The organism is Rathayibacter sp. AY1C6, from assembly GCF_002931535.1.
GTDB lineage: Bacteria > Actinomycetota > Actinomycetes > Actinomycetales > Microbacteriaceae > Rathayibacter.
The window spans coordinates 1-23,283 of sequence record NZ_PSWC01000013.1; the positions used below are offsets into that span (position 1 = coordinate 1).

The window sequence follows — 23,283 nt, forward strand, 5'->3', positions numbered from 1 at the left end:
GTGCGCGGCCTCGAACTGGTGGCGGGCCTCCTCGCGGGCCTCGGCGGAGTCGACGGCGTCGGCGACCCGCACCTCCGGCGAGCCCTCGGTGATGGCGGTGACGAGCGCCGTCACGCGGGCGAGCCGCTCGTAGTCGGCGCTGCGGGAGGGGACGACGCGCAGCACGCTCACGCTGGGGGAGTCGTCGCCTCCGTCGTGCACGACCAGGATCGACGTGAAGGTGAGGTCGACCTGGCACTCGATGCCGTAGGCGCGGCACACCCGCTGGATCGTCTCGGTCACCTCGGCTGCCGCGGACCCCAGCGAGAGCAGCGTCTCGCCCAGCCGCACGGCCAGCTCGAGCACTCCGCGGACCGTCTGCTCGGCGAGGAGCGCGCGCTGCGCTCGACGGCTCACCGGGGCCGCGGGCCGCTGCCCGCCGAGCTTGCCGACGACCTGCTGCAGAAGACGAGGAGAGCGCACCGTCCAGGGTAGGCACGCGGGGGCCGGTCCGGGGACGGGTTGCGCCGGCTTTCCCGCGGATGTCCGAGCAGCAGTCCTCAGAAGCAGGCGAGCACGCGGGTCGTCAGCCAGAGGGCGGCCTCGAGCTCGGTGTGCAGCTCCCGGCCGAGGGCGAGCCAGCGCTCCTCCGCCTCGGCGCTCCTCCAGCCCTCGAACACGTCGCATCCGGCGGCCCAGAGCTCCTGCCAGCGGAGCAGCGGTGCGTGCAGGGCCTCCGGGACGCCGATCGCACCCGGATCGTCGATCGGGCCGTCGACCGCCCAGAGCGGATACTCCGCGCAGTGGTCCGGGTACAGGCGGAGGTCGGCGAGCCGCCCCTCCCGATCGGCCCGCGCGCGGGCGAGGGTGTCCTCCTCGGTCGCGAACGGCGGGACGATCCACTCGATCTGCGTGACGGGATCGACGACTCGGTGTTGCACGGCTCCTCCTCCGCTCCTCGATGCGCGCACGACGGTAGCAGGGCCGTTCCGCGCCGCATCGGAGGGGGCCTGCCTACACTGGCGAGCGACTGCGTCCGCGGACGGGCGGGCGGGGCGAGGGGTGGGAGCGCATGAGGGTTCACGAGCGCGCGGTGCGGCACGGGCGGCTCCGGCGGCGGTCCGGGGTGCGGACAGTGGTGGTCGGGATCGCGGCGGTGGTCGGCGTCCTCGCCGTCAGCGCCACCTCGCTCGTGGCGATCGCGACGGTGAGCATCAGCCGGAACGTCGCCGACAACGCGGTCGATCTGGGCGTCGCTCCTCCCACCGCCGGGAACGTGCAGATGGGCGCGGTCGAGGGCGGCTTCGACGTCCTGGTGGTCGGCACCGACAACGACGCCACGCAGGGCGACACGTTCGGCGTCCGCGACGACACGCTCAACGACGTCAACATCCTGCTCCACGTCTCGGCCGACCACCGCAGCGCGACGGTGATCAGCTTCCCGCGCGACCTGATCCTGGACCGTCCCGCGTGCACCGACCCCGAGACGGGCGTCGTCACCGAGGCCGCCGCCGGCGTCCCGCTCAACTCCGCGTTCCAGTACGGCGGGCTCGCCTGCGTCAACGACACCCTGCAGCAGTTCACCGGCCTGACGGTGCCCTACGCCGGCTGGGTGTCCTTCAACGGCGTCATCGAGATGAGCAACGCCGTCGGCGGCGTCCCGATCTGCCTCACGGGTCCGATCCTCGACACCGACTCGGGCCTCGACCTGCCCGCCGGCACCTCCACCGTCTCCGGGTCGATGGCCCTCTCGTTCCTCCGCAGCCGCCACGGCGTCGGCGACCAGAGCGACCTCAGCCGCATCTCGTCGCAGCAGCAGTACCTGGCCTCGCTGATGCGCACCGTCCGCTCGGCCGACACCCTCTCGAACATCCCCGCCCTCTACGGACTCGCGCAGGCGACCTCGTCGAACGTGCACCTGTCGACGTCGCTCACGAGCCCGGCGACGATGATCTCGCTCGCCCTCGCACTGAAGGACGTCGACCTCTCGAAGATGGTGTTCGTGCAGTACCCGGCGCTCGACGACCCGGACTATCCGGGCAAGGTCGTGCCGAACGCCGAGGTCGGCGCCGAGCTCATGAACCGCGTCCTCAACGACCAGCCGGTGACCCTCGCGTCCGACGCTCCGGCGGAGGAGGCGCCCGCGGAGGGCGGCGCGGCTCCGACGGATCCCGCTCCCGTCGCCGTCGACGCTCCGGGCCAGACCGCGGCGGAGGAGACCTGCGCGGTGCCGTCCGACTGACCCGACGGGTCTCGCGACGACGAAGGCGCCCGGGCGGTGTGCCCGGGCGCCTTCGTCGTGCGTGGTGCGCGGCCGTCTACGCGCGGCGGCGGCGGAGCATCGTCAGGGCGAGACCGCCGAGGACGCCGAAGGCGGCCAGGGCGAGCGGCGCGGTCGTCGAGACGCCGGTCGAGGCGAGGACGGGGCGGTGGCCGCCCGTCTGCGCAGCGGGTCCGGAGCCGGCCGGGTGCCCTGCGGGCCCGGCGCCGGCAGGGTGCGCCGTGACCGCGGCGACCGCGGCGGAGCAGTCGGCCTCTCCGGCGATCGGGTCCTCCTCCGTCAGCGTGTAGTCGTAGGAGGTGCTCGCCACGAGACCGCTCGACGTGCCGCGGGCGATGACGCAGTAGATCTCGCTCGCCGGGTCCTGCAGCGGGTACTGGCCGAGGGAGATCAGGCTCCAGCCGAGCGCGTCGACGCCGACCTCGAGGCTCGAGCCGCCGCCCGTCAGCCTCTGGCGCGCACCCGAGGTCGAGAAGACGCCGATCGAGACGGTCTCGTCCGCGCCGAAGCCGAGGAGAGCGCCACCGCTGGTGGGCTGTCCGTCCGCCGGGGCGGGCTCGGGCGGAGCCCCCTGGGGCCAGATCCGGATCGCGGTGCGCGAGGGGATCTGCTCGAGCGACGACGTCACGGAGCGTCCGCTGGTCTCTCCCGTGGCGGTGACGGAGAAGGTGCCCAGCTGGTCCGCCATGGTGTCGGCGTCGAGCAGGACGAAGGCCTCGCCCGAGAGCGGGGTCGGCGCGGGGGGCACGAGGGCGGAGGTGCTGCCGTCGGGCGCGGTGAGCGTGACGGACACGTCCTCGCCGCGGTCGAATCCGCGGAACGAGGCGACGACGCCGTAGATCCGGAACTCACCGACCTGGATGTCCGCACCGGCCGGGAGCACCCCGCCGTCCTCCCGGTTCTGGAAGGCGACGCTCGTGTCGGGCTGCGTCACGGTCAGCTCGACGGCATCGGAGGCGACACGGGCGCCCGAGGCGTCGAGTCCCTCCGCGACGACGGAGATCGTCTCGCCGGGGAGCGGGAGGTGGGGGTCCACCGCGACGCCGTCCGCGTCGGTGGGGAGCCAGTCCTGGAGGCGGAGCTCGCCGGAGGCGGTGATCACGCTGGTGGTGACGGCCTCCTCCGAGGCGCCGTCGCGGAGCACGACGACGGCGACGGTGCCGGGCTGGAAACCGGTCCCGGACACGTCCAGGCCGCCGGCCCAGCCCTCCGCCGAGGGGATCGCGGAGAACGCCGAGCCCGCTTCGTAGGTGGTGCGGTCGAGGGCGATCGCCAGGGGCGACTGCGCGCTCTCGACGGGCGTGATGGTCGCAGCCGGAGTGGGCGCCGGAGTCGAGGCCGGCTGCGGCGTCGCCGTGGGCTCCGGAGTCGCGGTCGGCTCCGCGGTGGGAGCCGGCTCGGCCGGTGCAGGACTCGAGGCGGCGTCCGGGACGACCTCGGTGGCCAGAGCGACGGACGGGAACGCGAGCGCCCCCAGCAGTGCCGCAGTGGTGATGACGGTGACGCCGTGGCGTCGTCGCGCAGAGCGCACGATTCCTGCTTCCTCCGAGCCGCTGATCGCGGTCGGCTTCCCCATGAGCGGGGGACGCTCGCCCCCTGCCGCTGAGTGTGTCCTATGCGGAACCTCAGCCGGTGCCGGATCCTGCAACGATCCGATCACGCCGCTCGGCGCGAGGTGACGGTCCGGTCACGGGCGCGCGCGGCGACCCGGACAGACTGGTGGGCGACGCTCCCCGGGGGGTCCTCAGACCGGCGGCACGACCAGCAGCACCACGCCGATCGCGGCGCTCATCGCGGCGACCACGCACCAGCGCTCCGCTCGGGTTCCCGCGGGTCCGCGCGTCCGCGCCACGGCGCCGAGACCGATCGCGAGCACGGCGATGCCGACCTGCAGCGCCACGGTGGTGCGGATCAGCGTCCAGGCCTCGAAGGCGCTCGCTCCGGTCGATCCTGTGGCGAGCAGCGGCACTCCGCCGACGCCCGTCGGGATCAGCAGCAGGCCGGATCCGATCGCGAGCGCCGCGACCAGGTGGGCGAGCACGTCGTCCAGCGCGGTCCGTGGGGGCGCGCCGACCGGCCCGAGAGCGGCGGCGCCGGGCCTCATCGCGACAGTGCGGAGGTGCATGGGGCGAGCGTAGGACCGGACCGCACCGGAGCGGACCCCCTGCGAAGACCCCTGTCCGGTGGGCATTCCGGGGGAGGATCGGCGCGTTCTCGAAAGGTGGTGCGAGGCCGGCGATGAGTCCTCGCACGTCGACTGGAATGCATGCTCGTGCAGTTCGATCGAGCGACGCGGGACGAGCGCGATCGCCTCGAGCGGGAGGAATGTCTCCAAGGAGCAGAACTACTCAGGAGGAAAGACGCCGAGGCGGCCTGCGAGAAGCGCAGACCGCCTCGGCGGGGAGTACTCAGCCCTTGTCCACCTGATCGGCTCAGAGAGCGATGTAGTTCCCGTTGTCGTGCAGAAGGAAGCTCTGAGCGCTCTCGGGAACGACGTAAGCGGTGTATCCGGTGAAGCTCGTGCCCGGGTACAGGGTCGGCCCGTCCGACATCGACGGCATCGAGTCGCCGAGGATCACGTACTCGTTGTCGTAGCGATTGCCCTCGGGCGTCGCCAGCGAGAGATCGAAGCTGGCGAGAGAGGGCTCGACGCCGTCGGGGTCGATGCCCGTCATCGTCAGCTCGACGACGACGTACTTGAACCCTGCGGGCGCCTCGTCATTGAACATGTTGCCCTCCGTCACGAGAGCGCCGGCGTTCGCGTCCACCACCTTCGCGGTGAGGCTGTACTTGTCTCCTCCGAACAGTCCCTCGGCGACGTAGGGCTGGGGGAGCGGCTGCTGCGCGGAACCGTCCGCGGTCGGCGCGGCCGCCTCGGTCTGCTCCGGTGCCGGCTCCGGCTCCACAGCGTCCTCGGCGGGCGCTTCGGCCTGCTCGGCAGGCGCTTCCGCGGCCTCCGATTCAGGCGCGGCTGCGGCCGGAGCGGGGTCGGCCGGCTCGACCGCCGCCGTCTCCGACGACCGCGTGTCGGAGGGGACGAGCGAGAGAGTGGTGGCGAAGATTCCGCTGATCAGGGCGACGGCTCCCAGTGCGAGTCCGGTGACAGCCAGGCCCTTCGGCTGCTTCCTCAGCAGAGCGAGAACGGCGAGAGCGACCGCTGCGATGGCGAGGACGAGACCGAGGCCGGGGACCAGACCCGTCAGGAAAGCGAGGATCCCGAGGACCAGCGCGAGGATGGCGAAAGCTGCGGGGCCCTTCGGCTTCGGGGCAGCGGAGGCACCCCAGGAAGCGGCGGTCGGCTGGGTCTGCTGGAAGGAGCCGTAGCCGCCGGGCTGTGCGGGAGGCGGCGGCGGCGCGTCGTCGTGCCAGCGCTGACCGTCCCAGTAACGCTGCTCATTGTTCGCGTGGGGAGCGGGATACCAGCCGGCGGGCGTCTCGTGGGGCATTCTCGTGTTCTTCCGGATTCTCGATGAGTGATGGCGCAGTGAAAGCACTCGCGCCGAGCGCGTCTTGTGGGGAGTGCTCAGGAGTATGTCAGAAGCGCGTCGAGCGGCCGACAGTCGATCCACGACACTTCTCGTGGAGCATCCGGCGAGAACCGACGGGAATGGATCCTCGAATTCCGCCGCGCCGATATCACCCGCCGGTGCAGAGATCGGATTCAAGGCTCTTCGTGCGCTCTCCGGTCGCGATTCGGCATCGGAGTGATGATCGGACGAAGATCGGTCGGCCTCATGGGTGCATCCACCCGGCACCTCGGCCTCGGGCACTGTCTCGGGCAGGATCAGGGGATGCTCCTGCAGACGATCACCACCGGATCCGGACCGCGACACGTCGGGCTGGTGCACGGGCTCGGTGCGTCGGCGGCGACCTGGGGGCCGTTCGTCGAGCGGCTCGTCGCGACCGGCCGTCACACCGTCACCGCCGTCGATCTGCGCGGGCACGGCGAGAGCCCGCGGGCCGAGTCGTACCGGATCGACGACATGGCCGCCGATCTGGTCGAGACGCTGCCGGCAGGGCTCCACAGCGTGGTCGGCCACTCGCTCGGCGGCGCGGTGCTGCAGCGTGCCGTCGCCGGACTCGCGCCCGGCCGGGCCGTCTACCTCGATCCCGGGTTCGCCCTGTCGCTCCCCACGAGCGGCCTGCGCGGACGGCTGTTCTGGGCGGCGCCGCTCCTGTCGCTGGGCATCGCCCAGCTCGGACAGGCGCGGGCGAGCGCCGCGGTCCGCGCCGCCTACAGCCCCCAGACCCGCGCGCTCCTCGACGACGCGAAGAAGCGGTTCGACGTGCGGATGGCCGTCGGCGTGTTCCGGGACGTCGCCTTCCACCCGGTCCCGGTCGAGGCGCCGGCGGTCCCGTCGACGATCGTGCTCTCCGACCAGTCGCCGGCGGTGCTGCCGGACGCCCTGGCCGCGCGGCTCGAGCAGCGGGGCTGGCAGGTGCGCCGGCTCCCGGGCGTGCACCACGACATGCAGCTCGAGGACCCGGACAGGACGTTCGCCGCGATCGCCGACGTGCTCTAGCCGCGAGCCCCTCCGCGGGTCGGGCGCCGATGAGCGGGAACTACCGGCACATCCGCCCCGACGACCGCGGCCACGGGCGGCTCCGGACGGACGGACGCTCGAGCCGTCTGCGAGAGTGCTGGCATGTCCCCGCAGTCGTTGTCCGAAGCCGATCGTCGCCTCGTCGCCGCGTGGGCCGCCGACTGCGCGGAGAGGGTGCTCCCCCTCTTCGAGGCCGAGGCCCCCGACGACGTCCGGGCACGGGACGGCATCGCCCGCGCCCGAGCCTTCTCGCGGGGCGAGTCGGACGCGGCGGGGGAGATCCGGCTCCGCTTCGTCGCGGGTCGTGCGGCGCAGTCGGCGATCTCTCCGGCGGCGAAGGCTGCGGCGCGGTCGGCGGGACAGGCGTCCGGCGTCGCCCACATGGGAGCTCACGCGCTCGGCGCCGCCGCCTACGCAGTGAAGGCGGTCGGGCTGGCCTCGACATCTTCCTCCAGTCCGGCGGCTTCCCCGCGACCGTCGCCGACCTCGAGTCGGACGAGTTCCTGGCGCAGACCCCCGAGTACTTCGGCGGGCAGGCGATCAACGAGATCCTCGTCGAGGCGTCCCGCACCGTCAGCACGGGCTGGCAGTACCTGCCCTTCCAGGTCTACGCCAACAGCGTCTTCCCGGACACCGTCGGTCAGTCCTTCGTCAACCACGAGGACATCGGCAGCGGACTGATGGACTGGCAGGACCAGCTCGTCGAGTACGGCGACCAGCAGGGCTTCTCCGTCAACAAGTGATACGGAGTCGCTGAGCGATACGAGAGCGCGGCGCGGGGCTTCCCCGCGCCGCGCTCTCCTGCGCGGTCGAGGGCGCGATCGACTGTCCCGCGACAGCCGCCGCGCTCCGCGGGACCGGAGAGGATCGGCGCGGAGCGATCAGGGCCGGTACAGGACGGCCGCTGTGCCGCGGACTCCCGGCCGCACCTGGAACAGCGCTCCGGCGAGAGGGTGCGCGGCGGCATCGGCGGGAGAGTAGTCCTCGCGGGACGTCGTGATGAACAGGGTGTCCAGATCGGGTCCGCCGAAGGTCACGCTGGAGACCTGCGGGGCGTCGACGTTGACGACACCGATCAGCTCGCCGGAGGGGTCGTAGCGATGCACTGCCGAAGCACCCCACATCGCTACCCACAGCGCCCCCTCGTCGTCGATCGTCATGCCGTCCGGGCTCCCTGGCCGCGACGACAGATCGAGCGATCCCTCACGACGGAGGGCGGACCCCTCCGTGAGATACCGGTCGATGCGGTGGGTCGGGGTGTCGATGTAATGCATCGTGCCGCCGTCTGGGGACCAGGCCAGACCGTTGGAGATCGTGACCTCGGGGACCGCCTCCGTGACGACGCCCTGGTCGAGGGCGTAGAGGGAGCCGGCGCCCGAGCGCTTGTCCATCGCCATCGTGCCGAACCAGAACCGGCCGGCCGGATCGACCTTCCCGTCGTTCATGCGCCGGTGCACGCCGTCGCGCGGAAGGACGTCGACGACGGGGGAGACGGTGCCCTCTGGGGAGAGGGACCACAGGCCGTCCGCAGCCGCGACGAGCCAGCCGCCGCGCACGTCTCCGACGACGGCGCCCACGGGACCGTCGAAGGCGATCGGGGGGCGGAGCAGGAAGCTCGTACCCTCCGGGGTCGCGGAGCGGACGAGTCCCGCGTACTGGTCGACCCATATCAGCGTGTCGCCGCGCGGGTCCCAGAGCGGGCCCTCGGCGTGATGCGACACGGGCGGGATGCACACCGCGGCCTCCCAGTAGGCGGGGACGGCGGAGCTCATGCGCCGCCTCCCGGCGTCGCCGCGACCGCGTCGTCCGGGTGCTCCACGGGCTCCTCCAGGCGGCCCCGGGTCTGATCGACGAGCGCACGGGTGAGGCCGACCGCTGCTGCGGCGTCGCGTGCGGTGAGCGCGTCGGCGAGCCGGACGTGGATGGCCAGGGCCCGCTCGCCCTCCTCGTCGAACACCGGCACGCTGCCGGAGTAGCGCAGCCGGAGGGCGGCGAGGACGGTGTCGGAGAGCTGCGCGAGGACGGAGCTCGAGGCCGCGACGACGATCGCGGAGTGGAAGTCGAGGTCGGCCCGCGTGAACGCGGCGACGCGCCGGTCGCGGTAGGTCGCGGTCATCTCCTCGGCGGCCCGGACGATCGCGGTCAGCTGCTCCTCCGTGCCTTGGACCGCGGCGAGCTCCGCCGCCGCCGGCTCGATGATGGTGCGCAGCTGCATGAGCTCGCGGAGCTGGATCTGCGCGTCGTCCGTGTGCGACCGCCAGGCGATGACCCGCGGATCCAGGAGCTGCCAGTGCTCGCGGCCGAGGACGGTGATCCCCACCCGCTGGCGGGCGACTATCATCCCGAGCGTCTCGAGGATGCGCAGAGCCTCTCGGATCACCGACCGCGAGACGCCGTGCTCGCGGGTGAGCGTCTCGATGTTCAGCACTGTGCCCGTCGGCGGATCTCCACCGACGATGGCGGTGCCGATGGTGTCGACGAGGGAGCGTTGATGAGTCATGAGACGGGTGGGACCACTCCCTCGTAGGCGCGCTGCGGGAGCTGCGTGGCGAGCTTTCCGCCGCTCACGTCGATGAGCGTGCCCGTGATGTAGTCGGCGGCGTCGCTCGCGAGGAACACGAGCAGATCGGCGATGCTGTCGGCGGTGCCCCAGCGGCGGAGGGTCAGCGTGTCGAGCAGCCGGTCCTGAGCCGCCTGGGGCATCGTCTCGAAACCGTTCATGGCGCTCGGGATCATACCGGGAGCGTAGGCGTTGACCGTGACGCCCCACGGCCCCAGCTCGCCGGCGAGCACCCGGCTGAACTGCACGACGGCCGCCTTCGATGCGCCGTAGGCGGCCGCGCCCACCGAGGGGACGATCGCCGCGAACGAGGCCGCGTTGAGGATGCGTCCATGACCGGAGGCCTTCACATGCGGAAGCACCGCCTGCGACATCAGGAACACGCCGCCGACGTTCACGTCGAAGCAGCGGCGCCAGGCGGCCAGATCGAGATCCTCCACCCGGCCCTCGACGTTGATGCCCGCGTTGTTGACCAGGACATCGATACCGCCGAACTCCTCGGCGACGCGAGCGACGCCGCTCGCCACGGAGTCGGGCTCGGTCACGTCGCCCTCGATCTGGAGGACGCCCTCGGGCGCGCCCTCCGGGAAGGCGACGTCGAACGCCGCCACCTTCGCACCCTCGAGGGCGAACCGCTCAGCGAGCACCCGCCCGATGCCCCGGCCGCCACCCGTCACCAGGACGACCCGATCAGTGAGATCCATCAGCATGTCCTACCCCCGTCGTTCTGAAAAGTCTGCTTATTATAGATCTCATGGACGCGGAGATGCGAGTCGCCTGGGTGACAGGAGCCGGAAGCGGAGTGGGGCGCGCCTGCGCGACGGCCCTGGGGGAGCGGGGGTGGACCGTCGCCCTCTCGGGGCGCAGGGCGCCCGAGCTGTCCGAGACGGCGGGACTCGTCCGCGCCGCAGGCGGCACCGCCCTCGAGCTGCCGTTCGACGTCGCCGCGGACGACGCCCGTGAGCGCGTCGAGGCGATCGCCGCCGCGACCGGCACCGACCGCCTGGACGCCGTCATTCTCTCCGCCGGTGCCAACACCCCGCGGCGGGCGTGGGCGGACCAGTCGATGGCGGAGTTCGCGAGCGTCGTGCAGACCAACCTCCTCGGCGTCGTCCGCAGTGCCGACGCCGCACTTCCGGGACTGCGCGCCGCATCCGGCGTGATCGTCGTGGTCTCCTCGATCGCGGGATGGCGCCCCTCGCCCGGCGCCGGAGTCGCCTACAGCGCCGGGAAGACGGCGCTCGCGCCGGTCGTCCGCACCCTCAACGACCAGGAGGCGGACTCGGGCGTCCGCGCGACACTCCTCTGCCCCGGGGACATCGACAGCGACTTCCTGCGCCAGCGGCCCGAGGTCCCCGGCGCGGCGGCCCGCTCGGTGATGCTCGCGCCCGCCGATATCGCCCGCTCGGCGATGTTCGTGGTCGACGCACCCCGCCACGTGCGGATCGACGAGCTCGTCATCTCCCCGCTCTCCCAGCGCTCCGCCTGATCGCGCTCGACCCGCGCTCGACCCGACCCGACCCCACACGACCCGCGGTCGCCGTCTTCACTGCGCCCGGACACCGACGAGAGGCTCCCATGAACCACCGATGGCTCCGCACCGGCGAGGAGCGCACCCCGCGCATCTCCTTCGGCGCCGACTACAACCCGGATCAGTGGCCGCGCGAGGTCTGGGCCGAGGACGTCCGGCTGATGCAGGAGGCCGGGGTCGACGTCGTCTCCGTCGCCATCTTCTCCTGGGCGAAGATCCAGCCCGCCCCCGACCAGTGGGACTTCGCCTGGCTCGACGAGGTCCTCGACCTGCTGCACGCCGGAGGCATCGGAGTCGATCTGGCGACGGCGACCGCCTCCCCGCCGCCCTGGCTCACGCTGGCCCACCCGGAGATCCTCCCCGTCACCGCCGACGGCAGGATCCTCTCGCCCGGGGGCCGGCAGCACTGGCGTCCCACCTCGGCGGTCTTCCGAGCGCACGCCCTCGGGCTCGTCGAGCGCATCGCCGAGCGCTACCGGGACCACCCCGCGATCGTCGCCTGGCATGTCAGCAACGAGCTCGGCTGCCACAACGCCTGGGACCACTCCGAGGACGCCACGCGGGCGTTCCGCACCTGGCTCGAGCGCCGCTACACCGGCATCGACGGCCTCAACGCGGCGTGGGGGACAGCGTTCTGGTCGCAGCGCTACAGCTCGTTCGAGGAGGTGCTCACTCCGCGTCTGGTGGCGGCCCTGCCGAACCCGACCCAGCGCCTGGACTTCCTCCGTTTCTCCTCCGACGCCCTGAAGGAGTACCTCGTCGCCGAGCGCGAGGTGCTGCGGCGGATCACCCCCGACATCCCGGTCACGACCAACTTCATGATCATGGAGGGCAAGAACCACGCCGCCTACGACGACTGGGCGCGGGAGGTCGACTTCGTCTCCAACGACCACTACCGCTTCGCCGGGGAGCAGTCCTTCGACGAGCTGGCCTTCTCAGCGGCGCTGACCTCAGGCGTCGCGCAGGGATCGCCCTGGTTCCTGATGGAGCACTCGACCAGCGCGGTGAACTGGCAGCCGGTCAACCAGCCCAAGCAGCCGGGGGAGATGGCGCGCGACGCCCTCACCCACGTCGCCTACGGCGCCGACGCCGTCTGCTACTTCCAGTGGCGGCAGTCCGTCGCCGGAGCGGAGAAGTTCCACTCCGCGATGCTGCCCCACGCCGGCGAGGACAGCCAGCTGTTCCGCGACGTCGTCCAGCTGGGGGAGCGGCTGCGCCGGCTGGACGATGTGGCGGGGAGCCGGCGCGAGGCGGCCCCGGTCGCCGTCCTGTTCGACTGGGACTCCTGGTGGGCGAGCGAGCTGGAATCGCACCCCAGCACGCTGCTGCGCTACCGACGCGAGGCGCTGGACTGGTGGCGCGCGCTCGCCGACGCGGGCGTCCGCGCGGACGTGATCACCCCGGGCACCGACCTGACCCCGTACGACGTCGTCGTCGCTCCGATGCTCTACCTCGTCTCCGGGCGGACAGGTCGCGAGCTGACCGGCTACGTCGAGGGCGGCGGGAACCTGATCACCACGTACTTCTCGGGGATCGCCGACGAGAACGACCACGTCGTCGCCAGCGGCTACCCGGGTGCTCTGCGCGACCTCCTCGGCATCCGAGTGGAGGAGTTCCACCCGCTCCTCGAGGAGGAGCACGTCCTGCTGGAGGGTGACCTGCGCGGATCCCTGTGGAACGAGGGGATCCAGCTCCGCAGTCCTGAGACGCGGGTGGTCCGCCGCTACGCGACAGGACCGCACGCCGGCGAGCCGGCGGTGACGCGGCGCGCGGCCGGAGCGGGCAGCGCCTCCTACGTCTCGACCCGTCTCCGAGGGGGTGACCTCCTCGATGTCGTCGCCGAACTTCTCGAGGCCGCCGGAGTGGCCTCCGAGCTCCCGTCGGAGATGGTCGGCGCCGTCTTCCACTCGCGGCGGACGATCGACGGCAGCGGATTCGATTTCTACATCAACCGCACCGACCGCCGAGTCCCGCTTCCCTCTGATGAGCCGGACCTTTTCGAGCAGCGGGCTGTTCCTCCGAGGGGAGTCGCAGTGGTTCGTCGGATCGGCAGCCCACTCCGCTGACAGCGAGCCGGGCGGCGCTGCTGCTCGAAGCGCTGATCCGCTCGATCGTGCAGCGCGCGGGGGCCGTGCCGCATCGCGACCGGTCGCCGGGAGCCGGCGCGTCCTGATCGGAGGCGGGCTCACCGGTCCGGTCGTGCCGACACCCCCCCCGACGCAGGAAGGGCCGCCCCGAGGGACGGCCCTTCCCGCGACTCCGTCGGCCCGCGCTCCTCCAGAGGAGCCGGGCCGACGAGTGCTCAGTGCTGGCGGATCCTGTCGATCAGCTTCCCGCCGAGGTCCTTGACCTTGTCGGTGATGGGGGTGCTCGACTTCGGGCGCTCGGTGACGGTGAACGGCAGGGTGATCGCCTTGCCGGTCTGGTCGCCGGTCACCGTGACGCTGTAGTCGCCGGGCGTGGTGGGCGCCTTCGCCGTGACGGTGAGGCCGCCGCCGGCGAGGTCGCGGGTCGCGGTGCGGTCCGTGAAGAGGGGCGCGGAGCCGATCAGCTGCGTGTCCCCGTTGAAGCCCTTCGCGGTGAGGGTGACGTCGGCTCCGGGGGCGAACGACGAGCCGGAGAGCTCGGCGGTGGCTCCGAAGCTCATCGAGCGGATGTCGCGGTCCACTCCGAGCGCGTTCGTGATGGTGAAGAACGTGTCGGTCTGGTCGGTGAGCCCGGCGACGTTCGCCGCGCCCGGCCCGTAGGCGGCGATGCGCAGCTGCGTTCCGGTGTGCTGCTGCGATCCGCCCTCGGCGGCCGTGCCGTACGACACCTTCATGGTGCTGCCGTCGGCGGTCTTCAGCGCGGTGCTGAGCGAGGTCGGCGGGGTCGAGTCGACGATCTGGCTGGAGTGGGCGTGGTCGGCGGTGACGATGACGAGGGTGTTCCCGTCCGCCTCGGCGAACGCGAGCGCGGCCTGGACGGCCTCGTCGAGGTCGACGGTCTCGCCGATCTGGCCGCACGCGTTCGCGGCGTGGTCCTGCTTGTCGATGCTCGCGCCCTCGACCTGGAGGAAGAAGCCCTTGTCGCCGGTGTCGAGGAGGTCGATCGCCTTCTCGGTCATGGAGCGGAGCGTCGGCTGCTCGGCCGGACGGTCGGGGTTCGCGACGCAGGTCTGCGGGGCGGCGTCCGCTCCGCCGACCGTCGCCGGGGTGGGCGCGTAGCGGACGGGCAGGTTGCCGGAGTTGAACAGTCCGAGCACGGGCGCGTCCTGGTCGGCGACGGTCAGCGCGTCGAGCTGCGCGGCGGTGGCGGGAGTCGTGGCGTCCCCGAGCACCTGGAAGCCGCGCTCCGCGGCCTGCTGGAACAGCGGCTCGCCGCTCCAGTCGCCGGCGCGGGCGACCTGCGCGAAGCTGGCCGACCCTCCGCCGAGGGTCAGGTCGGCGCGGGTGTCGAGGATCTGCTCGCTGATCGAGCCGAGTCCGCCGTTCTCCAGCGCGTCGTCGCCGCAGCTCGCGCTGTCGGGTCCGTAGCAGCTGCGGGCGTCGACGTGGGCGGCCTGCACGGCCGGGGTGGCGTCCTGGATCTCGGCGGTGGTGACGTTGCCGGTCTTCAGGCCGTTCGCCTTCGCGATCTCGAGGAGGGTGTCCTTGCGCTGCTGGTCGATGTCGACCGAGATGGCGTTGTCGTAGGTCTTGGTGCCGGTGGCCCAGGCGCTGCCGGTGGCGGCGGAGTCGGGCACGTAGTCCGGGGCGCCCTTGACGGCGCCCGTCGCCGGGTCGTCCGCGCGGTAGAGCGAGTAGGTCGTGTACTGGCCGGTGATCGGCAGGGCGTCGATCCCGGGGAAGCGGCCGGCCGCTCCGTACTGGTAGTTGCGGGCGACGGTGATCTCCGAATCGCCCATGCCGTCCCCGATGAGGAGGATGACGTTCTTCGCGTCCTGCTCCTTCACCGCTGCGCGCAGCGAGTCGGAGAGGTCGGCGTCGACCGGGGAGATGCGGGCGGCTCCGCCGGTGGCGGAGAGGTCGGCGGCACCGACGGCAGTGGCGGCGCCGGGTGCGGCCAGGGCGGCGGCGCAGACCAGAGCAGCGGCCGAGAGGGCCAGAGCGGAGCGTCCGCGGTTCGCGGAGCGGAACAGTCGTGTCACGTCGTGGACTCCTTGAGAGGTGAGACCCCGGAAAGGGGCACGCTCATCTCACTCCTCATCGCCGCATCGGTGGGTGAACGGTGATGCATAGCTGAGTGAACTTTCCGACGAGGGCTCTCGGCCCCGGCGGCCCGCCGGAGCGTCCTGCCGACCGGCGTCCTGCCGACCGGCGCTCACCGGGAGCGTCGGTCGGCAGGGGCGCGGTCGCCGGGAGCCTTTCGGGTCAGCGCTGGACGAGCGGGACGGCGATGTCCGTGACGTCCGCGCCGATGGCGCCGAGCGGAGTCGCCGTGCCGTTCAGCAGTCCGATCTCGTAGAGCGACCCGTTGACGGCGGCGAGGCCGACCGAGCCGATGGAGCTGCCGTTGCGGAGGACGGAGTAGATGTCGAAGCCGGTCGCACCCGCTGCGTCGAGGCCGAGCTTCCCGGTCGGCGCCAGGGTGCCGGCGTTGGCCGGGGACTGGATGGCGATCTGGTCGAGGGCCGTGTCGAGGACGAACAGGGTGGTCGCGCTGTTCGCGTCGAGGTCGTTGTTCGTGTACGCGGCCCCGGCGACACCGGTGGCCACGGCGGGCGCGGCGTAGCTGAGCGTGCCGTCGGCGACCGTCGCGGCGCCCGCGGTGGCGAACGGCTGACGGAGGTTCTGGCCCGTGTCGCTGACCACGCGGAGCGCGTTCGCGGCGGGGTTGAAGTCGACGCCGAAGGAGGTGCCGCTCAGCGCCACGGTGAGACGGGTCACCTGGGTGGCCACGCCGGTGGACGGGTTGATGGAGTAGACGCCGGCGCTCGCCGCGTTGTCGCCGACGCCGTAGAGGGCGCCGTCCTGGACCCGGTAGTCGATGCCGATGAGCGCGGTGTCGCCGCCGGTGAGGCCGGTGACGGCGACGCGGTTCGTGACCTTGCCGGGCTTGGTCGGGTTGAACTGCACGAGCTTCGTGCCGCCGTCGGAGAGTCCGACGACCCGCAGCTTCGCCGCTACGGAGCGGACCGCGTTGATCAGGTTCCTGTCCGACGCGCTGCTGGAGTCGCTGGTCGCCGCGGCGGGAGCGACGCTGCTCGCACCGGCGAGCACGGGTGCCACCGCCATCACGCCCGCGACGGCGACAGCTGCGATACCGACTCTGATGTTCCTGGTCATCGTGCACTCCTCGAGACTTGCGGTCGCCGGAGATCGGCGGCTCGGAGGGGGATACCGTCCGGAGCGCGCGAGCGTTCATCCGATCCGGAGATCCGTGCCCCGTCACTCCAGAGAGCCGTCGGCGAACCGGCGGAGCGCGGCCGCGTAGCGGTCCGGGTCCCGGTGGTCGCTGTCGGTCAGGAGCAGCACCGAGCCGGAGACGGCGCGCGTGTACTCGCCGCGGCAGGGGAGGGTGACCACCGTCCTCAGTCCGGCCACCCAGGCGGGGACGAGGGAGCCGAGGCAGCGCCGCTCCGGGGCGGCGTCCAGCGGGACGTCCCGCGCGTCCATCCGGGCGGACCGCAGCTCGTCGTGCCAGGCGCGGAATGGGGCTCCAAGGGAGTCGTCGCCGAAGTGCTCGCGCCAGCCGGGGCCGCGAGCAAGGTCGAGGAGGCGTGCGCGCTCGGGCGATCCGTCGGCGGTGCTGGAGAGCCGTCGGAGGAGCGGGCCGGTCTCGACCGCCAGATGCTCGACGCAGTCCTGCCACAGCTGAGGCCAGGCGCGCTGCTCGTCGGCGCCGGGCTCCGCCGACCCGACCCGCTCCGGGGACCGCTCGAGCGGCGGCGGCCCGTCGCCCGCCGGGGTGAGGCCCCGCGCCTCGCGGATCCAGAGGAGCTCGAGCAGCGCCGAGGGGTTGTCCTCGACCGTGATGACCATCTCCGACGGCCAGGGGTCGCCGGGAAGGGGACGGGATGCGCGCATGGGAGGGGCTCCTTCCGAGGGGATGAGGTCGGATCGTGCCGGAGAAGGCTCCAGGGAGGCTGGGCCCGCGTCGGCCGACGCGCCACTCCTCCGTGCGCCCAGCGGCGTCGCCGGTGATCCTCCTCGCCGGCGGTCGAGGACGGCGCCGAGCGCCCCCCGAATGTCGGTGCCCCCGACCTACACTCGGACGCGTTCGAACACACGTTCCATACCACGAGGAGGGAGTCGACCATGAGCGTGACCGTCGTGGAACGCATCGCGACTCCGGCCTCGGACGCCGTCGCCGTCACCTTCCTCGTCACCAGCGAGGCGGTGGCGGCGGGGTTCCCGTCGCCGGCGCAGGACTACTTCGACGGGTCCCTCGACCTCAACGACCACCTGATCCGCGACAGGACGTCGACGTTCATCGTCCGCGTCTCGGGCGAGAGCATGGTCGGCGCGGGCATCAGCGACGGCGACGAACTCGTGGTCGACCGGTCGATCACGCCGACGCACGGGAGCGTCGTCATCGCGATCCTGGACGGCGAGCTGACCGTCAAGCGCCTCGAGCTGCACCCCGGGGGAGTGGTGCTGCGGGCCGAGAACCCGGAGTACCCGCCGATCCACGTCGCCGAGCTGAGCGACCTCCAGGTGTGGGGCGTCGTCACCGTCTGCCTCCACCGGCTGCACCGTGCGCTCTGAGCGGCGCATCGCCCTGGTCGACGTGAACTCGTTCTACGTCTCCTGCGAGCGGCTGTTCGATCCGAGGCTCGCGGGCCGGCCGGTCGTCGTCCTCTCGAACAACGACGGCTGCGTGGTCGCCCGCTCCGACGAGGTGAAGAGGCTCGGGATCGAGAACGGCACGCCCTGGTTCCAGATCGAGCCGCTCATCCGCTCCGGTCGCCTCCCGGAGGTGATCGCCCGATCGAGCAACTACGAGCTGTACGGCGAGCTGTCCGCGCGCGTGATGGAGCTGCTGGGCCGCTACTCCGCCTGGCAGGAGGTGTACTCGATCGACGAGTCCTTCCTCGGCGTCGACGGCGACGTGGCGGAGCGGGCGAAGATCGGCCGGGCGATGCGGGCGGCCGTCGCGAAGAACGTCGGCCTGCCCGTCTGCGTCGGATTCGGGCCGAGCAAGACTCTCGCGAAGTTCGTCAACAAGGGCGGAGCGAAGAAGCACCCGCGCCTGGGGGGCGTCTGCGACACCGACTGGTACACGCCCGAGCAGCTCGACGCGCTCATGGCCTCGCAGCACGTCACCGAGCTGTGGGGAGTCGCCGGCCGCACAGGGAAGCGCCTCGCGGAGCTGTCCATCCACACCGTCCGCGACCTCCGCGACGCGGACCCCGTGCTTATCCGCAAGAAGTTCTCGGTCGTCCTGCAGCGCTCCGTCTACGAGCTGCGCGGCGTCGACTGCATCCCCCTCGAGGCCGCCCGCACCGTCCGCGACCAGCTGATCTTCTCCCGGTCGTTCGCCACTCCCGTGACGACGATCAGCGACATGGAGCAGGTGCTCTCCGTCTACGCGCAGCGCGCCGCCCACCGCCTCCGAGCGCAGGAGTCGGTCACCAGGACGATGAGCGTGTTCGCGTCGACGTCGCCGTTCGCGGACGCGCCCTACGAGTCCGCCGGCGGCCTGGCCGGCTTCCCCGTCCCCACGGACGACCCGGTGGCGATGGTGAGGGCCGCGATCGGCACCCTGCGCCCGCGGCTGCGGGAGGGCGCGCGCTACGTGCGGGCCGGCGTCATCCTCACGAACCTGTCGCCGCGGAACTCCCACGCGCTGCTCGAGATCTTCGACACCGCCTTCGACACGAAGGGCCTCGGCGCCACCATCGACGCGGTGACGAAGCGCCACGGCCGGTCCGCGGTCGGCCTCGGGCTGGCGGGCATCCGCACGGGGCCGGTGTGGACGATGAAGCGCGACGCCCTCTCGCTCCGGGCGACGACGCACTGGGGCGAGCTGGCGACGGCCCACGCGCGGTGAGCCCGCCGGCGGGGAGATCGGGTCATCCGACGGGTAGGCGCCCGGGGCGCTCTCGGGCAGGCTCGTCGCCATCGACGAGTGTCGGTGCGGGGACGGCGGGAGGACCCATGGCCGAGAGCTGGCAGGACGCGTCGGTGCGGGGCGTCGCGATGATCGAGAACGAGCTGGTCGTGCGCGACTTCCTCGAGGTGTGGAGCGCACGCGACAGCCGCCAGCTCATCCCGTTCCTGCATCCGGAGGTCGTCTACAGCGCGTCGAGCTCGCAGGAGATCGCGGGGCGGGCGCGGGTCCTCGAGATGTGCGACGAGGTCCACCGGGCGTTCACCGAGATCCGGATCGCCCTCGTCACGATCGCCGTCGCCGGCAGCGTCGTCCTCACCGAGCACGCCCTGCACCTCCGCTCGGACACGGGGGAGGGCCACTGGCTCCGCTGCTTCGGGAGCTACGAGCTCCGCGGCGAGCAGATCGTCACCTGGCGGCAGCTCCATGGGTGAGGGCCGCGCGTGACGGCGGTGACCGGCCCCGCGCGCCTCAGGCTCGCCCTGGTGCTGCTGGCCATCGCCTCGGGCGCGACCGACGCGTTCGCGTTCCTCCTGCTCGGCGGCATCTTCACCGCGAACATGACGGGCAACCTGGTGCTGCTGGGGCTGTACCCCCGCTCCGCCTGGCTGACGACCGCGGCCGGAGCGGTCACGGCGATCGTCTTCTTCGCCGGAGCGGTCTACGCCGGGTTCCGCACGACCCGGGCGCGCACGCCGTCGACCGGCGACGGGAGACGTCCGCTCCGCGCGATCGCCCTCGTGGGGGTCGTCCTCCAGCTCGCCGTCGCGGTCGCCTGGCCGACGGTGCAGGGCGGCAGATCGCTGCTCGTGGACTGCGCGTTCATCGCGACCAGCGCGGCGGCGCTCGGGCTGCAGACCGTGCTCGCGAAGCGGATCTCCGGCGCCGCAGGCCTGACGACCACGTTCGTCACGGGCACGCTCACGAGCCTGATGCAGGAGCTCGCCGAGCGCTCGTCCGGGTCGAGGACCCTCCAGGCGCTCATCGTCGCGAGCCTCGCGGGCGGGGCGGTCATCGGAGCGGCGACGGTCACGCTCGCTCCGGCCTGGGCCCCGACGCCGGCTCTGGTGCTCTCGGCGCTCGCCGTCGTGCTGCTCTTCGCGCACCGCGCGCGAGCCGTGCCCGCGGGAGCGGAGCCCGGGGCCCCGCGTCCCGCGTGACCGGGATCAGGCGTCGAGCGCCCACTTCGGCCGGACCCAGTGGCAGGTGTAGCCGCCGGGGTGCTTGCGCAGGTAGTCCTGGTGCTCCTCCTCGGCGTCCCAGAACTCGCCGGCGGGCTCGACCTCGGTGACGACCGGTCCGGGCCAGCGGCCCGACGCGTCGATCTCGGTGATCGTCTGGCGCGCGACCCTCTCCTGCTCAGGCGAGAGGAAGAGGATCACGGAGCGGTAGGCCGTGCCGATGTCGTTGCCCTGACGGTTCTTCGTCGTCGGGTCGTGCACCTGGAAGAAGAACTCGAGCAGGTCGCGGTAGGAGAGCTGCTCGGGATCGAACTCGATCTCGACCGCCTCCGCGTGGTCGCCGTGGTGGCGGTAGGTCGCGTTCGGCGTGCTGCCGCCGGCGTACCCGGCGCGGGTGCTGAAGACGCCCGGCATGTCGCGGATGAGCTCCTGGAGCCCCCAGAAGCATCCGCCCGCGAGGATCGCGCGCTCCTCGGCCATCAGACGCCTGCCTTCGTGTCGTGCGCGGACTCGCGCGGAGAGATCATCATGCGGGCAAGTCCATCACGACCGGGGACGTCGCGGCGAGCGTCGGACGACTCTCGGAGCAGACCGTCGGCGGGGGAGCCGAGCGTGTCCCGGCCGAGCGCTCCGTCACTGCGATCGGTACGCCGCCGGAGATGCACCGGTGGGAACGAGTCATCTGACCGGGTCGCTCCGGGTGCCCCCGTTCCTACGCTCGTCGGTACAACCGAGGAGAGAGCGGAGCGGACCATGGAGCAGCCGAACGTCGAGACGCGCAGTGCACGGCGGGTGATCGAGACCCTGACCGCCAACGGCGTGAAGTACGTCTTCGGGATCCCGGGAGCGAAGATCGATGCGGTCTTCGACGTCCTCGCCGACGAGGGGCCGGAGCTGATCGTCTGCCGGCACGAGCAGAACGCCGCCTTCATGGCCGCCGCGGTGGGACGGCTGACGGGCAGCCCGGGTGTCGTCCTCGTGACCTCCGGCCCCGGCACGACCAACCTCGCCACCGGCCTGCTCACGGCCAACACGGAGCAGGACCCGGTCGTCGCGCTCGCCGGGGCCGTGCAGCTCTCCGACCGCCTCAAGCGCACGCACCAGTCGATGGACGCGGCCGCCTTCCTCACCACCGTGACGAAGTACACGGTCGAGTCGACGGATCCGGACGACGTCTCGGAGGCGGTCAGCAACGCCTTCCGCGCCGCGGTCACCGAGCCCCGAGGCGCCGCGGCGGTCGTCCTGTCGGCCAGCGTGATGGCCGCGCCGACCTCGCAGGTCATCACCCGGGCGGCCACGGGGCCGACGAGCGGTCCGGCGCGCGCCGAGGACCTCACGCACGCCGCCGACCTGATCAACACCGCGGAGCGGCCCGTCCTCCTCGTGGGCCTCCGCGCGTCGGAGCCGGAGACCGTCGCGGCCCTGCGGGCCCTGATCAGCGAGACGGAGCTGCCGGTGATCGAGACGTTCCAGGCGGCCGGCCTCGTCTCCCGCGAGCTCGAGGACCACTACCTGGGCCGCGTCGGCCTCTTCAAGAACCAGCCCGCCGACCTCGCCCTCGCCGAGTCCGATCTCGTCGTCGCGATCGGCTACGACGCCGTCGAGTACGACCCGGTGATCTGGAACAGCGACGTCGACCGCCGGATCGTCCACATCGACTCCGTCGACGCCCCGCTGGACAACCACTACCTGCCGGCGCTGGAGCTGAAGGGCGATCTCGCGCAGACGGTCGCGGCCCTCACGCCCCTCGTCTCCGGCCTGCAGCTCGACGAGGACGCGGCCGACCGGGTCGCCCGGCACCGGAGCGAGCTGGAGCGGATCGACGACGCGGCGCGGACGGCCGAGGCGGCTCCCGGGACCGTCGATCCCGCCCGCCTCGTGCTCCTGATGCGCGACCTGCTCTCGGACGACGCCACCGTGGCGTGCGACATCGGCTCGAACTACATCTTCATGGCCCGGCACTTCCGCGTGTACGAGCCCAAGCACCTGCTCTTCTCGAACGGGCAGCAGACCCTCGGCGTCTCCTTCCCGTGGGGCATGGCGGCGAGCCTCCTGCGCCCCGGGACCCCGGTGGTCTCCGTCTCGGGTGACGGAGGGTTCCTGTTCTCCGCGACGGAGATCGAGACGGCGACGCGGCTCGGCCTCTCGTTCACGCACGTGATCATGCGGGACGACACCTACGACATGGTCGGCTTCCAGCAGCTGCTGAAGTACGGCCGCAAGTCCGGGGTCCAGCTCGGCGACTACGACATCGAGAAGTTCGCCGCGGCGTTCGGCGCCACGGGCAGGCGGGTGAGCGGCCTCGCCGAGTTCGAGGAGGCCTTCCGCGCCTCCCTCGCCGAGCCGGGCGTCTCGATCATCGACGTCGCGGTGGACTACAGCCGCAACGTCGACATCGCCGCCCACCTGGTCGAGGACGCCTTCGAATGAGCACGCACACGGTCGACTCGACCGACGACTACGCGATCTACCAGAGCTCGACCATGGCCGCCCTGCTGGCCGGGGTCTACGACGGGGACCTGACGATCGGCGAGCTGCTCACCCACGGCGACCTCGGGCTGGGCACCTTCAACCACCTGGACGGCGAGATGGTGATCGTCGACGGCGTCTGCTACCACCTGCGCAGCGACGGCTCCGTCCAGGTCGCGGACGGCGACGACCGGACGCCCTTCGCCGCCGTGCTGCCCTTCCACGCGACCACGACGTTCACGGTGGAGGAGCCGACCGGTCTCGCCGGCCTCACCCGGCTGATCGACGACGCGGTCGACGGCGGGAACATCCCCGTCGCCCTGCGGATCGACGGCCGGTTCACCGAGGTCCGAACCCGGACCGTGGGCGCGCAGACCGAGCCGTACCCGCCCCTGATCGAGGCGACCGCCCACCAGAGCGTCACCGGCATCGCCGACACCCGCGGCACGATCGCGGGCTTCCGCACTCCGCAGTTCGAGCAGGCCGTGTCGGTCCCCGGGTACCACCTGCACTACGTCGACGACGCCCGCGAGAAGGGCGGGCACGTCCTCGACGTGACCGTGGCCGAGGTGACGGTCTCGCTCACGACCGTCGCCGGACTGCACCTCGCGCTTCCGGAGACGGACCAGTTCCGCCGGGCGGACCTGGCGATGAAGGACATCGCGGCGCAGGAGGCGCGAGCGGAGGGGTGAGGCGGGCGGGAC

Annotated in this window: 23 protein-coding genes; 11 read left to right on the forward strand and 12 right to left on the reverse strand. The window is 72.1% G+C overall.

The features are described 5' to 3' along the window. Together C5D36_RS09400 and C5D36_RS16815 are read right to left on the reverse strand one after the other, a co-directional pair. Positions 1-462: threonine/serine exporter family protein (locus C5D36_RS09400; protein ID WP_181072841.1), on the reverse strand; the 462-nt coding region annotated here is incomplete at its 3' end. Positions 463-539: 77 nt separating this feature from the next. Next, positions 540-920 (reverse strand): hypothetical protein, encoded by a 381-nt coding sequence (locus C5D36_RS16815; RefSeq protein ID WP_104295700.1) that lies wholly within the window; start codon positions 918-920, stop codon positions 540-542. Positions 921-1,051: 131 nt separating this feature from the next. On the opposite strand from C5D36_RS16815, the gene C5D36_RS09410 reads away from it, so the two are divergent. Beyond that, a complete protein-coding gene (locus C5D36_RS09410) occupies positions 1,052-2,221 on the forward strand; it encodes an LCP family protein (RefSeq protein WP_104295701.1) in 1,170 nt (389 codons plus the stop codon). Positions 2,222-2,297: 76 nt separating this feature from the next. Here the strand turns inward: C5D36_RS09410 and C5D36_RS09415 are convergent, their stop codons facing one another. From C5D36_RS09415 to C5D36_RS09425, 3 genes are all read right to left on the reverse strand, one after another. Further along, positions 2,298-3,836, reverse strand: a complete 1,539-nt coding sequence (locus C5D36_RS09415) for a hypothetical protein (protein ID WP_104295702.1) — start codon at positions 3,834-3,836, stop codon at positions 2,298-2,300. A gap of 168 nt (positions 3,837-4,004) precedes the next feature. Continuing rightward, positions 4,005-4,385 carry a hypothetical protein gene (locus tag C5D36_RS09420; protein ID WP_104295703.1) on the reverse strand — a complete coding sequence of 127 codons (381 nt, stop codon included), beginning with the start codon at positions 4,383-4,385 and terminating at the stop codon, positions 4,005-4,007. A gap of 307 nt (positions 4,386-4,692) precedes the next feature. Then, complete coding sequence (locus tag C5D36_RS09425; protein WP_104295704.1) at positions 4,693-5,706, reverse strand: DUF2510 domain-containing protein; 1,014 nt, start codon at positions 5,704-5,706, stop codon at positions 4,693-4,695. Between the two features lie 345 nt (positions 5,707-6,051). Between C5D36_RS09425 and C5D36_RS09430 the strand changes: the two genes are divergently transcribed. Together C5D36_RS09430 and C5D36_RS17350 are read left to right on the forward strand one after the other, a co-directional pair. Further along, a complete protein-coding gene (locus tag C5D36_RS09430) occupies positions 6,052-6,783 on the forward strand; it encodes an alpha/beta fold hydrolase (RefSeq protein WP_104295705.1) in 732 nt (243 codons plus the stop codon). A gap of 123 nt (positions 6,784-6,906) precedes the next feature. After that, positions 6,907-7,485: a putative immunity protein gene (locus C5D36_RS17350; RefSeq protein ID WP_374953777.1), complete on the forward strand. Its 579-nt coding sequence runs from the start codon at positions 6,907-6,909 to the stop codon at positions 7,483-7,485. A 200-nt stretch (positions 7,486-7,685) separates the two neighbouring features. Here C5D36_RS17350 and C5D36_RS09440 read toward each other — a convergent pair whose 3' ends face one another. Genes C5D36_RS09440 through C5D36_RS09450 form a run of 3 tightly spaced genes read right to left on the reverse strand, consistent with a single transcriptional unit; the run spans position 7,686 to position 10,068 of the window. After that, entirely contained in the window at positions 7,686-8,576 is an 891-nt protein-coding gene (locus C5D36_RS09440) for an SMP-30/gluconolactonase/LRE family protein (protein WP_104295706.1), read from the reverse strand. Continuing rightward, positions 8,573-9,304, reverse strand: a complete 732-nt coding sequence (locus C5D36_RS09445; RefSeq protein ID WP_104238877.1) for a FadR/GntR family transcriptional regulator — start codon at positions 9,302-9,304, stop codon at positions 8,573-8,575. The genes C5D36_RS09440 and C5D36_RS09445 overlap by 4 nt, the downstream gene beginning before the upstream one ends. Continuing rightward, positions 9,301-10,068, reverse strand: a complete 768-nt coding sequence (locus C5D36_RS09450) for an SDR family NAD(P)-dependent oxidoreductase (RefSeq protein WP_308471104.1) — start codon at positions 10,066-10,068, stop codon at positions 9,301-9,303. Before C5D36_RS09450 ends, C5D36_RS09445 begins: the two co-directional genes overlap by 4 nt. Positions 10,069-10,118: 50 nt before the next feature. Between C5D36_RS09450 and C5D36_RS09455 the strand changes: the two genes are divergently transcribed. Then, the gene (locus tag C5D36_RS09455; RefSeq protein ID WP_104223304.1) at positions 10,119-10,853 is read left to right on the forward strand and encodes an SDR family oxidoreductase; all 735 of its coding nucleotides are present in this window, start codon (positions 10,119-10,121) and stop codon (positions 10,851-10,853) included. 89 nt (positions 10,854-10,942) lie between these two features. Continuing rightward, positions 10,943-12,961 carry a beta-galactosidase gene (locus C5D36_RS09460; protein ID WP_104295708.1) on the forward strand — a complete coding sequence of 673 codons (2,019 nt, stop codon included), beginning with the start codon at positions 10,943-10,945 and terminating at the stop codon, positions 12,959-12,961. Between the two features lie 236 nt (positions 12,962-13,197). Here C5D36_RS09460 and phoA read toward each other — a convergent pair whose 3' ends face one another. The 3 genes from phoA to C5D36_RS09475 form a co-directional block, all read right to left on the reverse strand. Then, positions 13,198-15,024, reverse strand: coding sequence for an alkaline phosphatase (gene phoA, locus C5D36_RS09465; RefSeq protein WP_308471103.1), 1,827 nt, complete (start codon positions 15,022-15,024; stop codon positions 13,198-13,200). A gap of 223 nt (positions 15,025-15,247) precedes the next feature. Continuing rightward, a complete protein-coding gene (locus C5D36_RS09470; protein ID WP_219812590.1) occupies positions 15,248-16,162 on the reverse strand; it encodes a DUF4394 domain-containing protein in 915 nt (304 codons plus the stop codon). 102 nt (positions 16,163-16,264) lie between these two features. Further along, complete coding sequence (locus tag C5D36_RS09475; protein WP_104267709.1) at positions 16,265-16,903, reverse strand: hypothetical protein; 639 nt, start codon at positions 16,901-16,903, stop codon at positions 16,265-16,267. A 231-nt stretch (positions 16,904-17,134) separates the two neighbouring features. Here C5D36_RS09475 and C5D36_RS09480 point away from each other — a divergent pair, with 231 nt between their 5' ends. The 4 genes from C5D36_RS09480 to C5D36_RS09495 all read left to right on the forward strand — a co-directional run bounded on the left by C5D36_RS09480 (position 17,135) and on the right by C5D36_RS09495 (position 20,089). Then, positions 17,135-17,584, forward strand: a complete 450-nt coding sequence (locus C5D36_RS09480; protein ID WP_104233991.1) for a LexA family transcriptional regulator — start codon at positions 17,135-17,137, stop codon at positions 17,582-17,584. Next, complete coding sequence (locus tag C5D36_RS09485) at positions 17,574-18,869, forward strand: Y-family DNA polymerase (RefSeq protein ID WP_104295709.1); 1,296 nt, start codon at positions 17,574-17,576, stop codon at positions 18,867-18,869. Before C5D36_RS09480 ends, C5D36_RS09485 begins: the two co-directional genes overlap by 11 nt. Positions 18,870-18,976: 107 nt before the next feature. Next, positions 18,977-19,363 carry a nuclear transport factor 2 family protein gene (locus C5D36_RS09490; protein ID WP_104247117.1) on the forward strand — a complete coding sequence of 129 codons (387 nt, stop codon included), beginning with the start codon at positions 18,977-18,979 and terminating at the stop codon, positions 19,361-19,363. A 9-nt stretch (positions 19,364-19,372) separates the two neighbouring features. Next, positions 19,373-20,089 carry a YoaK family protein gene (locus C5D36_RS09495; protein ID WP_104295710.1) on the forward strand — a complete coding sequence of 239 codons (717 nt, stop codon included), beginning with the start codon at positions 19,373-19,375 and terminating at the stop codon, positions 20,087-20,089. A 6-nt stretch (positions 20,090-20,095) separates the two neighbouring features. On the opposite strand, the gene msrA is transcribed toward C5D36_RS09495, so the two are convergent. Then, complete coding sequence (gene msrA, locus C5D36_RS09500) at positions 20,096-20,590, reverse strand: peptide-methionine (S)-S-oxide reductase MsrA (protein WP_104226547.1); 495 nt, start codon at positions 20,588-20,590, stop codon at positions 20,096-20,098. A 273-nt stretch (positions 20,591-20,863) separates the two neighbouring features. On the opposite strand from msrA, the gene alsS reads away from it, so the two are divergent. Next, entirely contained in the window at positions 20,864-22,540 is a 1,677-nt protein-coding gene (gene alsS / locus C5D36_RS09505; protein WP_104255917.1) for an acetolactate synthase AlsS, read from the forward strand. Next, complete coding sequence (gene budA, locus C5D36_RS09510; RefSeq protein ID WP_104226545.1) at positions 22,537-23,271, forward strand: acetolactate decarboxylase; 735 nt, start codon at positions 22,537-22,539, stop codon at positions 23,269-23,271. Before alsS ends, budA begins: the two co-directional genes overlap by 4 nt. The last annotated feature ends 12 nt before the right edge of the window (positions 23,272-23,283 follow it).